The 12,083-nt window shown below is 68.1% G+C and carries 11 protein-coding genes and 1 riboswitch; of the genes, 8 read left to right on the top strand and 3 right to left on the bottom strand.

Going from position 1 to position 12,083, the window contains the following annotated elements:
* Positions 1–126: 126 nt before the first annotated feature.
* Positions 127–1,350, top strand: a complete 1,224-nt coding sequence (locus N1027_RS09045) for an alpha/beta hydrolase family protein (RefSeq protein WP_259507060.1) — start codon at positions 127–129, stop codon at positions 1,348–1,350.
* Here the strand turns inward: N1027_RS09045 and N1027_RS09050 are convergent.
* Positions 1,347–2,216, bottom strand: a complete 870-nt coding sequence (locus tag N1027_RS09050) for a MurR/RpiR family transcriptional regulator (RefSeq protein WP_259507061.1) — start codon at positions 2,214–2,216, stop codon at positions 1,347–1,349. The two genes, N1027_RS09045 and N1027_RS09050, sit on opposite strands and share 4 nt — an antisense overlap.
* Before the next feature lie 2 nt (positions 2,217–2,218).
* The gene (locus N1027_RS09055; protein WP_259507062.1) at positions 2,219–3,313 is read right to left on the bottom strand and encodes a serine hydrolase domain-containing protein; all 1,095 of its coding nucleotides are present in this window, start codon (positions 3,311–3,313) and stop codon (positions 2,219–2,221) included.
* Positions 3,314–3,446: 133 nt separating this feature from the next.
* On the opposite strand from N1027_RS09055, the gene N1027_RS09060 reads away from it, so the two are divergent.
* The 6 genes from N1027_RS09060 (at position 3,447) to nagB (ending at position 9,534) form a co-directional block, all read left to right on the top strand.
* Positions 3,447–4,385, top strand: a complete 939-nt coding sequence (locus N1027_RS09060; protein WP_259507063.1) for an N-acetylmuramic acid 6-phosphate etherase — start codon at positions 3,447–3,449, stop codon at positions 4,383–4,385.
* Positions 4,386–4,437: 52 nt separating this feature from the next.
* On the top strand, positions 4,438–5,727 hold the full coding sequence (locus N1027_RS09065; protein WP_259507064.1) for an ABC transporter substrate-binding protein: 1,290 nt from the start codon (positions 4,438–4,440) through the stop codon (positions 5,725–5,727).
* A 41-nt stretch (positions 5,728–5,768) separates the two neighbouring features.
* Positions 5,769–6,710 carry a carbohydrate ABC transporter permease gene (locus tag N1027_RS09070; RefSeq protein WP_259507065.1) on the top strand — a complete coding sequence of 314 codons (942 nt, stop codon included), beginning with the start codon at positions 5,769–5,771 and terminating at the stop codon, positions 6,708–6,710.
* Positions 6,710–7,609, top strand: a complete 900-nt coding sequence (locus N1027_RS09075; RefSeq protein WP_259507066.1) for a carbohydrate ABC transporter permease — start codon at positions 6,710–6,712, stop codon at positions 7,607–7,609. Before N1027_RS09070 ends, N1027_RS09075 begins: the two co-directional genes overlap by 1 nt.
* Complete coding sequence (locus N1027_RS09080) at positions 7,606–8,661, top strand: BadF/BadG/BcrA/BcrD ATPase family protein (protein ID WP_259507067.1); 1,056 nt, start codon at positions 7,606–7,608, stop codon at positions 8,659–8,661. The genes N1027_RS09075 and N1027_RS09080 overlap by 4 nt, the downstream gene beginning before the upstream one ends.
* Positions 8,662–8,748: 87 nt before the next feature.
* Complete coding sequence (nagB, locus tag N1027_RS09085; RefSeq protein ID WP_259507068.1) at positions 8,749–9,534, top strand: glucosamine-6-phosphate deaminase; 786 nt, start codon at positions 8,749–8,751, stop codon at positions 9,532–9,534.
* 113 nt (positions 9,535–9,647) lie between these two features.
* On the opposite strand, the gene purU is transcribed toward nagB, so the two are convergent.
* The gene (gene purU / locus N1027_RS09090) at positions 9,648–10,505 is read right to left on the bottom strand and encodes a formyltetrahydrofolate deformylase (RefSeq protein ID WP_259507070.1); all 858 of its coding nucleotides are present in this window, start codon (positions 10,503–10,505) and stop codon (positions 9,648–9,650) included.
* Between the two features lie 228 nt (positions 10,506–10,733).
* Here purU and N1027_RS09095 point away from each other — a divergent pair, with 228 nt between their 5' ends.
* Entirely contained in the window at positions 10,734–11,972 is a 1,239-nt protein-coding gene (locus N1027_RS09095) for an MFS transporter (protein WP_259507078.1), read from the top strand.
* Between the two features lie 8 nt (positions 11,973–11,980).
* Positions 11,981–12,063: riboswitch (ZMP/ZTP riboswitch) on the top strand.
* The last annotated feature ends 20 nt before the right edge of the window (positions 12,064–12,083 follow it).

Consider the following 12,083-nt stretch of genomic DNA (forward strand, 5'->3'; position numbering starts at 1 on the left):
TGCCCCCAGACGACTACGTGAAGGTAGTCAGTCTATCAGTGACTACAGATGGGTAGTCAAGGCTTTACGACTACCTTCGCGTAGTCAATCGTAGCCAGGCAAAGCCCGGATCGACAGAATGGCCGCATGGTGAAAGCATCCGAGACCTTCGTCTCCGGGTTCTCGGCGAACCCCGACTACGACTTCGAGATCCGCTGCGTGCTGGGCCTGGCCTACGCCGGCGCCTCCGACACCGGCGAAGTGCTGGCCGCGGTGAGTGGCATCGGCAAAAACGAGCACGAGAAATGGTTCGCCGCCTGGGATGCGCTCGGAGACCGGATCGCTGCCATCGGCGATGCCTCCTCCGACGCCAGCCACGACGAGAGCGCCGCCTCCGCCTACCTGCGCGCGTCGGCCTACTATGGCGTCGCGGTGAATGCCGTGTCGGCCCTCGACTCGACCGATCAGCTGCTGCCGACCTTCACCAAGCAGCGCCGCGCGTGGGAGCGGTTCATCGGCACGACCTCGGTCGATGCCCGAAGCGTCGAGATCCCGTATGAAGGCACCACGCTCCCCGGCTACTACTTCCGCAGTACCGCGCCCGGTGACACGCATCCGGTGCTCGTCGCGGTGAACGGGAGTGACGGGTCGCTCGCGGCGCTCTGGTCGAGCGCCGTCTCGGGGGCTTTGGCGCGCGGCTACGACGCGCTCGTCTTCGACGGCCCCGGTCAGCAGTCGATGCTGTTCGAACGCAACACCACCTTCCGGCCCGACTGGGAGGCCGTGCTCACCCCGGTGCTCGACTTCGTGCTCGGCCACGCGGGAGTGGATGCCGACCGCGTCGCCGTCTACGGCATCAGCCAAGCCGGCTACTGGGTGCCCCGGGCTCTCGCGTTCGAACACCGCTTCGCCGCGGCGATCGTCGACCCGGGCGTGGTGGACGTCTCCACGTCATGGACGACGCACCTGCCGAACGGCCTGCTGAAACTCCTCGATGAGAAGGAGAACACGAAGTTCGATCGCGAGATGGCGCTCGGGCTGAAACTCTCGCCGGGCACGGCGCGCACCTGGAACTTCCGCGCGCGACCGTACGGAAGTGGCGGCTACGCCGAGACGATCGAGGCGGTGCGGGCGTACACGGTGGTCGACGAGGCGACCGCCATCACGACCCCTCTGCTCATCACCGAGCCCGAAGACGAGCAGTTCTGGCCAGGCCAGTCGCAGGAGCTCGCGGCGCTCACGCCCTCAGTCTCGACGGTGGTGAAGTTCACCGCCGCGGAAGGCGCGAACTACCACTGCCAGCCGCTCGCCCGGGCTTTGACCGAGCAGCGCATGTTCGACTGGCTCGACGCCATCCTGAACCGCGCCTAGTACCTCAGGCGGTGGTTCTGCACGGCGTCGTAGGTGAGGCGGAGGGACTCGTTGGCCTGCTCGTAGCTGCCCTGCAAGAGCCGCACGGTCAGGAAGTCGACGAGCGCGAGCTGGGCGATGCGGCTCGACATCGCGCCCGAGCGGTAGCGGCTCTCGCGCGAACTCGTGGTGAGCACCAGGTCGGCGAGGAGGCCGAGCGGCGATTCGGGGAAGTTCGTGATGGCCACCGTGATCGCGCCCGCGCGGCGCGCCACCGTGAGCATGTCGTTGACCTCGACCGAGAGGCCCGAGTGCGAGATCGCGATCGCCACGTTCCCCGGCCGGGTGAGCGCCACCGAGGTGAGAGCGAGGTGCGGGTCGACCCAGGAGTACGAACTCATCCCGATCCGGTGCAGTTTCTGCTGCAGATCCTGAGCGGTCAGGCCGCTCGACCCGACGCCGAAGATGTCGATGCGCGCCGCGTCGCGGATGGCGGCGACCACCGCGTCGAGCGCCTCCAGATCGAGCGCGCGCGCGGTCTCCTCCACGGCCCGGGCCTCCTGATAGGCGACCTTCATCACGACGTCGTGAGCGCTGTCATCCGGCCCGATGTCGGCATCCGAGACCCGGAACTGGTCGCGGGAAGCCTCCTCCAGGGTGATCGCCGACGCGATCGCCATCCGGAACGGCTTGTAGCCGCTGAAACCCACCGATTGGCACAGTCGCGCCACGCTCGCCTGTGAGACGTCACAGAGCTCGGCCAGCTGGTTGATGGTGGAGTCGACCACGATCGAGGGTTGCTCGAGCACCCGATCCGCGATGCGGCGTTCGGCTTTGCTCAGCGCCGGCAGCCGTTGGCGGAGGGCCATGAAGACATCAGTGGACATCCCTATTCCTCCAGACGGACGACAGCGTCGGCCACGCGGAGCCGGAGATCCCGGATGTCCGAGCGATGCCGAGTCGGATGGACCCGATTGGTCAGAAATACTACCGAACGCCGACCCCCTGGCTCGACGATGAGGCTCGTGCCGGTGAAACCCGTGTGCCCGATCGCGCCGAGTGCCGCGAGCGGTCCCATCCAGTCGGCGTCTCCGACCCGTGATCCGAGGGCCTGGCCGTAGGCCGGCCGCTGGTCGGTGGCGAGACCGAGATCGTCGAGCCGGTTGGTCGTCATGGCCGCCGCCGCCCACTCCGGCAGCACCTGCCGGCCCTGGTGCCGACCACCGTTCCGCAGCATTTCGCCGAAGACGAGAAGATCGGATGCGCTGCCGAACAGACCCGCGTTGCCGGTCACCCCGCCGAGTGCCCAGGCTGTCTCGTCGTGCACCTCGCCGTGCACGAGACCGCGGTCGGGCACCGACTGGTATTCGGTCGCGGCGATCCGGCCACGCAGCTCGGCACCGGGGGTGAACATCGTGTCGTGGAGACCGAGCGGCTCGAGCAGGGTGCGTGCGATCACGGCATCCAGCCGCTCGCCGCTCAGGCTCTCGGCCAGGAGACCCGCCCAGAGGTAGCTCACGCAGGAGTAGCGATGCACGCTGCCGGCCTGGTCGCCAGGCTGCCCCGAACGGAATCGCGCCCAGGGCGACTGGCCGGAGCGGGGGTCGGTCCACTCGGCCGGCCACCCGGCCGTGTGGCTCAGCAGCTGCTCGGCGGTGACCGCGGAGAGGCCGTCGACGCGGTACTCGTCGATCGCATCCGCGACCCGGAATCCCGGGCCGAGGCCCTGCTCGTCGAGCACCGTGAGCAGGGCGGCGGCGGTGAAGAGTTTCGTGATCGACGCGAGGTCGAAGAGGGTGTCGACGGATGCCGGCGTGTTCGCGAATTCGTGCGGTGAGCCGCGGTCGTCGGCGGCCCGGGCGAGGGTGCCTCGTGCCTCGGAGACGAGGAGTCGTCCGCCGGAGGACACCAGTACCACGGCGGCCGAGCACGCCGGCGATTCACCACTCGTCGCTTCGTCGAGGAGGCGTGCGATCTCATTCACAGACCGATTGTTTCACGGAGATGAAGAAAATCCACACCCGCTTGACGAATCATGGGGTTTTGTTACAAGATGCTCGATGACGCCGGAGCGCAGAGCGCCCGGGCGAACGAAACGGAGAGCGACAACGATGGCGATGCACCACCCCGCACTCGATCCCCTTCTCGAGGGAGACGTGTACGTGCCCGAGACGGAACGGCGGCTCCCCGAGTCGCTCGAGCTCGATTCGCTGTCGACCACCGAGATCCTCGCCCTGCTGGCCTCGCAGGACCGCGTGGCCGTCGACGCGGTGGCCGCCGTCGCGCCGCAGCTCGCCGCCCTCGTCGACATCGCCGTCAGCTGCGTGCTGCGCGGAGGATCGGTGCACTACTTCGGTGCCGGCACCTCGGGCCGCCTGGCGGTGCTCGACGCCGCCGAGCTGCTTCCGACGTTCAACATCGAACCCGGCGTCGTCGTCGCGCACATGGCGGGCGGCCCGCGCGCTCTCGTGCACGCCGTCGAGAACGCCGAAGACTCGGTCGAGGACGGCCGACGTGAAGCCGCCACCCTCGGACCGGACGACGTCGCGATCGGCCTCACCGCATCCGGAAACACCCCCTTCGTCGGTGGCGCGCTCGAGCGTGCCCGGGAACTCGGCGCGCACTCGGCGCTCATCTCCTGCAACCCGCGTGCCTCGCTCGCCGCCCTCGCCGACAGCGACATCGTGCTGCGCACCGGGGCCGAGGTCGTGACCGGTTCGACGAGACTCAAGGCGGGCACCGCCGAGAAGCTGGCGCTGAACGGGTTCTCGACCGCGCTGATGGTGGCCCTCGGCCGCACCTGGTCGAACCTGATGGTCTCGGTCGTCGCCACCAATGAGAAGCTCCGCCGCCGCACGCTGCGTATCCTCATGCAGTCGGCCGGTGTCTCGCAGAGTGAAGGCACCGAGTTGCTGACCCGGGCCGACGGCGATCTCAAAGTCGCCATCGTGACCGCCGTGGCCGCCGTTCCGGTCGATCGGGCGCAGGCCGCCCTGGCCGGTGCGAACGGTTCGGTGCGCGCAGCGCTGACCGCGCTCGAGCATCCCGCGGCCTGACCCCCTAGCTGTCCCACCCCACCGAGTACCACCAATCAGAAGGAGAACATCCATGATGCGCAGAGCACTCTCGCTCGCAGCGGGCGTCGCCGGCGTCGCGCTGCTGCTGGGCGGATGCGCCCCCTCGGCGCCCGTCAACGAGACGGCGGCTTCCAGCGACGACGACGTCACGCTGAAGGTCTGGTCGTGGCGCACCGAGGACATCGATGCGTACAACACGATCTTCGACGTCTTCGAGAAGGAACACCCCGGCATCACTGTCGACTTCGAGGCGTTCCAGAACACGGAGTACAACCAGATCCTCACCACCGGCCTCGCCGGCAGCGACGGCCCTGACGTGCCGATGGTGCGCGCGTACGGACAGCTGCAGCCGAACATCGAGGCGGGTCAGCTCGACCCGATCGACGACATCGTCGACGGGCTCGACGACATCGCACCGAGCGTTCTCGCCGGGGCGAAGGGCAAGGAAGACGGCAAGACCTACGCCGTGCCGCTCGCCACCCAGACGCTGCAGATGTTCTACAACAAAGACATCTTCAAGGACAACGGCCTCGAGGTGCCCACCACCTGGCAGGAGTTCATCGACCTGAACGACACCCTCGTCGAGAAGGGCATCACCCCGATGGCCCTCGGCGTGAAAGACGACTGGATGATGCCGATCTTCGCCGACATCGTGGGTTCGGCCCGCTACGGCGGCAGCGCTTTCGAGGGCGAGGTGCTCGATGGCACCAAGACGTTCGAAGACCCCGACTACGTGGCGTCGCTGCAGATCGTGGCCGACATGAAGAAGTACCTCACCCCGGATGTCGTGGGCGTGAGCTACACCGACAGCCAGGTGCAGTTCACCTCCGGCCAGGCGGCGCAGTTCCCGGGCGGATCGTTCGAGATCTCCACCTTCGCCACCCAGGCTCCCGACATGAACCTCGGCTCCTACCAGGTGCCGCTGCCCCCGGATGCGGTCTCCACCACCCCGGTCAGCCCCGCCTACGCCGACGGCAACTTCGCCATCAACTCGAAGTCGAAGAACAAGGAGGCCGCCGCTGAGCTGCTGAACTGGCTCGCGACGCCCGAGTTCGGCCAGCTGGTCGCCGACGACCTCAACCAGTTCTCCGCGATCCCCGGTGTGACCTACTCCAACGAGGTCATGCAGGAGGCGTGGGACAACTACCAGAAGGGTCAGGCGCCCTACCTGCTGCTCGTCGACTTCCGCTACGGCGACCCGCTCGGAACCGCTGTGCTCGGCCCGCAGATCCAGAAGATCTTCATGGGCGAGCAGGATGCCGCAGGAGCAGCCAAAGCGCTCCAGGACGGTATCTCGCAGTGGTTCACGCCCACCCCGTAATCCCAACGCACCCGAGCACGAGCACCTGAGGAACGAAGACCATGCCTGTCACGAATTCACGCCGGAGCCGGAACACCGGCATCACCCTGTCGCGGCGTGCGGGCATGGTCTTCGTTCTGCCCGCGCTCATCCTGTTCGTCATCTTCATCCTGTATCCCCTCATCACGGCGCTCAGCTACTCGCTGTTCGACTGGACGGGGATCGTGCGCGGTGACTTCTCCGTGTTCGACAACTACGTGACGATCTTCACGCAACTGCCCTACAAAGACGCGATACCGAACGCGTTCGTGCACAACATCCTGCTGTTCGTCGGTGCGATGGTGTTCCAGAACACCATCGGCCTCGGGCTGGCGGTGCTGCTGCACCGGGTGCGCCGCTTCAAGCGGTTCTTCCAGACCGTGTACACACTGCCCTACCTGGTGTCGCCGCTCGTGGTGGGCTACCTCTGGTCGCTCATGCTGTCGCCGCTGTTCGGCCCGGTCAACGCCGTGCTGAAGGGCATCGGCTTGGATGCGCTCGCGCAGCCCTGGCTCGGCAACCCGACCACCGCGATCTGGGTCGTCGTGTTCGTCACTGCCTGGCAGTGGGTCGGCTTCCCGGTGCTCCTCTACGGGGCGGCGCTCGGCGGCATCCCGGACGAGATCGACGAAGCCGCATCGCTCGACGGCGCCACGCCGTGGCAGCGCTTCCGCGACATCACGGGCCCGCTGCTCCTCCCGGCCATCGGCACGGTGAGCGTGCTCACCTTCATCGGTGCCATGGAGGCCTTCGCCATCCCGTACGCCCTCGGCGGATCGGCGGGCAACCCGGCCGGCGCCACCGATGTGCTCAGCCTGTTGTTCTATCGCACGGCCTTCGAGTCGGGCTCGTCGAACGCCATCGGCACCTCCTCGGCGATCGCCACCCTGTTGTTCCTGTTCATCTTCGGAGTCGCCCTCCTCATGACCTGGCTGATGCGCCGCGCGGAAAGAAGGCTCTACTGATGAGCGCCACCACCACCTCCACCCGGGCCTCGCGGGCGCGGGCCGCGAAGGCGTCTCGCGCCGCCCGGCTGCCCGGTCAGCGTCTCACGCTCGGCTCGTTCCTCGGCTCCGGCTTCCTCTGGCTCTACGCGCTGATCGCCATCGCGCCGCTCGTGCTGATGGTGCTGAACAGTTTCCGCACCATGCCCGAGATGGCCAAGAGCCCCCTCGGGTTGCCACTGCAGCCCACGCTCACGAGCTACCAGAAGGCCTGGATCACCGCCGACTTCCAGACCTACTTCTTCAACTCGATCTTCGTGACCGTGGCCTCGGTGCTGCTCTCGACCGCGGTCTCGCTGCTCGCGGCGTATGCCTTCTCCCGCACGAAATCGCGCATCTTCACGCTGCTGGAGGGCACCTTCCTTTCGGGCCTGATGCTGCCGGTCTATCTCGCCATCCTCCCCTTGTTCTTCCTGCTCGACAGCCTCGGCATGGTGAGCAACCTGTGGAGCCTGATCCTCGTCTACGCGGCCCTCGGCATCCCGTTCTCCACCTTCGTGCTCACCGGCTTCTTCCGGCAGCTGCCGATCGAGCTCGACGAGGCCGCGAAACTCGACGGCGCCGGGTCGTTCACCACGTTCCTGCGGGTGCACCTGCCGCTCGTGCGGCCGGCGATCGCCACCGTGATCGTCTTCCGTTTCGTGCCGGTGTGGAACGACTTCTTCTACCCGCTCATCCTCATCCGCGATCAGAAGGCCTACACTCTGCCGGTGGGCATCACGCGCTTCTTCGGCGAATACCAGACCGACTGGGCCACCCTGTTCGCCGGGCTCACGCTCGCCACGATCCCCTTGGTCGTGCTGTTCCTGCTCGCCACGAAGCAGATCGTCTCCGGACTCACCGCGGGCATGAGCAAGTGAGCTCCGACGCCGGCTGGGTGCTCGGCCTCGACATCGGGGGCAGCGGCAGCCGGATCGCTCTGGCCGCGGGCGGCGCGGACTCCGGCCACGCGGGAGGGATGCGCGTGGTGCACGGGTCGCGCGTCGGGATCGCTTCCCGGGGGAGCAGCATCCCGGAGGTCGTCGACGACCTCCTCGATCGCGCCGCGGCGGAATGGCCGGAGGAGTGGGCTGCCGTCGGCGCCATCGCTGTCGGCGCGACCGGAGCGTTCACACTGATCGACGACCCCCACGAGGTGGTGCGCGCGATCGCCGCTCGCCGATCCGGGGCCGTCGCCGCGCTCGCCACGGATGCCGTCACCGCGCACCTCGGCGCCCTCGCCGGCTCCCCGGGAGCAGTGGTGGCCGTCGGCACCGGGTCGGTCGCGCTCGGCACCGATCTGGGTTCGGTCTGGCGTCGGGTCGACGGATGGGGGCACCTCCTCGGCGATCGGGGCGCCGGTTCTTGGATCGGCCGCGAAGGCCTCGAGGCCGCGATGCGACAGCGCGACGGGGTCGCCACCGACTCCTCTGCGCTCCTCGCCGCCGCGATCGAGTCGTTCGGGGCGCCGGAGACCTGGCCCGCCCAGCTCTACACGCGCAACGACCGCGCCGGGGTGCTGGGGTCGTTCGCGGGTCGCGTCGACGCCCTCGCGGCAGTGGGCGATGCCGCTGCTGTGCGCATCATGACGGCGGCGGGCCGAGAGGTGGCCCGCACGCTCGTCGCGGCCCTCGACCCGCGGCTCCCGCGGATCGCCTCGGCGGTGGGCGGTGTCTTCGCGGCACCGGCGGTACCCGCCGCATCCGCTCCACCTCCCGCATCCGTCTCCGGCGGTGCCGTCGCGGCACCTCGCGGGTCGTCGGGAGCGTTCACCGACGCCTTCACGGCGGCGGTGGGGGAGGCGCACCCGCCGATCGAACTGCGCCCTCCGGCCGGCACGCCGCTCGACGGCGCCATCCGTCTGGCCCGCCTGCTCACCAGCGCCAACCCACCAGCGGGTCACCCTGAGCACCTCTGGCTCACCACCCCCTGAACCCTCCATCGAGTGGGCACGATTCGTCGCACACGTCCCGTGGGCGCGACGAATCGTGCCCACTCGATCTGACCCGGAAGGCATCCGATGGAGATCATCATCACGAACACCCCCGAAGAGGTCGGGCGGGTCGCCGCCGACCTCATCGCGGGGGTCGTGCGCTCGAGGGCGGATGCGGTGCTCGGCGTGGCCACCGGGTCGTCGCCCCTGGCCACCTACCGGCGGCTCGCAGAGCTCTCCGCCCCCGGAACTGCCGACCGGGTGGACTTCTCGGCCGTGAGCGTGTTCGCGCTCGACGAGTACGTCGGACTTCCCGACGGTCACCCGGAGAGCTACGCCGCCGTGGTGCAGCGCGAGATCGTGAACCCTCTCGGCATCGACCCGGCCAACGCCCACGTGCCCGACGGATCGGCCGCCGATGTCGACGCCGCTGCCGCGGAGTACGACCTCGCGATCGCGCACGCCGGAGGCATCGAGCTGCAGCTGCTCGGCATCGGCCGCAACGGGCACGTCGGCTTCAACGAGCCGAGCTCGTCGCTGACCTCCCGCACCCGCGTCAAGACCCTGGCCCCGCAGACCCGAGCCGACAACGCCCGCTTCTTCGACTCACCCGATCAGGTGCCGGTGCACTGCATCACGCAGGGCCTCGGCACCATCGGCGACGCACGGCGTCTGCTGCTCGTGGCCCAGGGCGTCGACAAGGCGGATGCGATCGCGCACGTGATCGAAGGGCCGCTCTCCAGCCGCTGGCCGGGCTCCATCCTGCAGCTGCACCCCCACGCCACGGTCGTGATCGACGAGGCGGCCGCCTCCGGCCTGGCCCTCGCCGACTATTACCGTTCCGTGCAGGAGTTCAAGCCCCGCGCCGCGTGATTCGGCTGAACGCGCCAACCGCGCCCGTCGCGTTCAGCGTCGAGAACGCCGATCGGTGAGTCGCCGCGACTTCGCCGGGAGGTGCGCACCAGTGGCGGCGGCGCACAATGAACTCACCGGAAGATGATGGTGCGAGCGCCGTCGAGCAGCACTCGGTCTTCGGCGAACCACTTCACCGCCTGGGTGAGGGTGCGGCTCTCTTCGTCTTGACCGATCGCCACGAGCTCGGCCGGGGTTCGGGTGTGGTCGACGCGCACGACGTTCTGCTCGATGATCGGGCCCTCGTCGAGGTCGCTGGTGACGAAGTGCGCCGTGGCGCCGATGAGTTTCACGCCGCGTGCGTGCGCCTGCTTGTAAGGGTTGGCGCCCTTGAATCCGGGAAGGAAGGAGTGGTGGATGTTGATCAGCCGACCGGCGAGCCGCTCGCACAGTTCGGGTGAGATGATCTGCATGTAGCGCGCCAGCACGACGAGTTCGATGTCGTGCTCGTCGACCGCGTCGATGACGCGCTGTTCGAAGGCGGCTTTCGATGCGGCATCCGTCACCGGCAAGGACTCGAACGGCACGTCGTAGAACCCGGCGAGGTCGCGCAGAGATCCGTGGTTCGAGAGCACGAGCGGGATCTGCACGGGCAACTGGCCGGCACGCTGCCGGAACAGCAGGTCGTTCAGGCAGTGCGCCGCGGTCGACACCAGCACGAGGGTGCGGAGCGGCCGCCCCACCACGTCGAGCTGCCACTCCATGTCATAGCGCTCCACCACCGGAGCCAGCGCCGCCTCGAACTCCCCGCGAGATGCCTCCGACTCCACCTGCAGCCGCATGAAGAACCGCCCGGTGTCGGCCGAGGAGAATTGCTGGCTCTCCGTGATGTTGCCACCGGATGCGACGACGGCGCCGCTCACAGCGTGCACGATTCCCGCCAGGTCGGCGCACACGAAAGTCAGCACCCAGTGGTTGTGCGGCAGCGCCATGCGACTCTCCTCTTATCCCGGGCCTCTTGCCCGCGGGTTCTCCTGAGCTACACTAGTCAGTGGCCGAACGGATATCGTTCGTCCTCGGGCATGTACGAAGGCGCACCGGTTCGCGGGCTTTCTGCCCCGCCACGGTACGTCAGGTCGTCAGGCAGGCACGGCGTCGAAAAGCGCAGGGGCCTCCTCTGTCCGCCGCTTTCGAGTTGTCTTCGAATAGGTGCGCACGCTGTGACCACAACAATGCCGCGAACGGGCTCCACGCCTGTCGTCAAACGTTTCCCCTGGGGTGGACTGATCGTCCTCGCCACCGCCGTCTTCCTCTCGGTGACCGCCGAGATGATCCCGACCGGTCTGCTGCCGGAGATGAGCACGTCGCTCGGCGTCTCCGAATCGCAGACGGGTCTTCTGATCAGCGTCTTCGCTTTCGCCGTGGTGTTCACGAGCGTTCCCCTGACGTTCCTCTTTCGCCGAGTGCCCCGGCACCTGCTGCTGATGCTCGTGCTGGTGGTCATCGCTCTCTCCAGCCTCGTCGGCAGTCTGGCCCCGAACTTCGAGGTGCTCGTCGTGGCACGCGTCGTCGGCGGCATGGCGCACGGATTGTTCTGGGGCGTGGTGGGTGCGTATTCCGCCCACCTGGTGCCCCGGGAGCAGATCGGCCGCGCGGTCGCCATCACCACCGGAGGTGGCACGCTCGCCTTCGTGCTGGGCGTGCCGCTGGCCACCGCCGTCGGCCACGCTTGGGGCTGGCGGGTGCCGTTCTTCGGCATCGCCGTGCTGGCGCTCCTCGGCGCCGTCTTCATCGTGCTGCTGCTGCCGCGCGTCGATCACCGCAAGCACCTCGAGCCCTCGACCGACACCAGGGCGCTGCGTGCTGCGCGTCGTCGAGGACCGCTGGACCCGACCATCCCCGTGGTGGCCCTCATCTGCATCCTGGTCTCGGTGATCATGATCGGCAACTACGCCTTCTACACCTACATCGCGCCCTTCATGATCGGCCAGATGGGTGTGCCCGAAGGCCAGGTGGGGTTGCTGCTGCTCGTCTACGGTGCCGCCGGTGCGATCGGCGTGTTCGCGGCCGGAGCCGTGTTCGGTCGACGGCCCACGCTGGGGCTCGTGATCGCGCTGGCCGCGACCGGCGTCTCGGTGCTGCTGCTGGCCGTGTTCGCCGCCAACCCCGTGGTGGCCATCGGCGCCTTCTTCGTCTGGGGCGTGGCGTTCGGTGTGATTCCGACCCTGCTGCCCACGCGACTGATGCACGCGGCGTCGCCGGAGATCCGCGACACCTCGAGCGCGTTCTACTCCTCCTCTTTCAACGCGGGCATCGGGATCGGGGCGCTGGTCGGCTCCCTCTTCCTCGACTCGCTGGGGCTGGCTTCGCTTCCGTGGATCTATCTGATCGGTCTGGTGGTCGCGGGTGCATTGCTGGCCGTGACTCCCGTTCTCACTCGCCGCGCCCGACGCGTCTGAGGTAAGCTGACTCGCGTCGCAACTGGCGTATCAGATGGTCACCATCGGGAAGCGACGGACAGGGATTCGGCCGCGCGCCTGGGTCGATACGGATTCCGAAATCACCATCAG

The organism is Herbiconiux aconitum (assembly GCF_024979235.1).
Classification (GTDB): Bacteria; Actinomycetota; Actinomycetes; order Actinomycetales; family Microbacteriaceae; genus Herbiconiux; species Herbiconiux aconitum.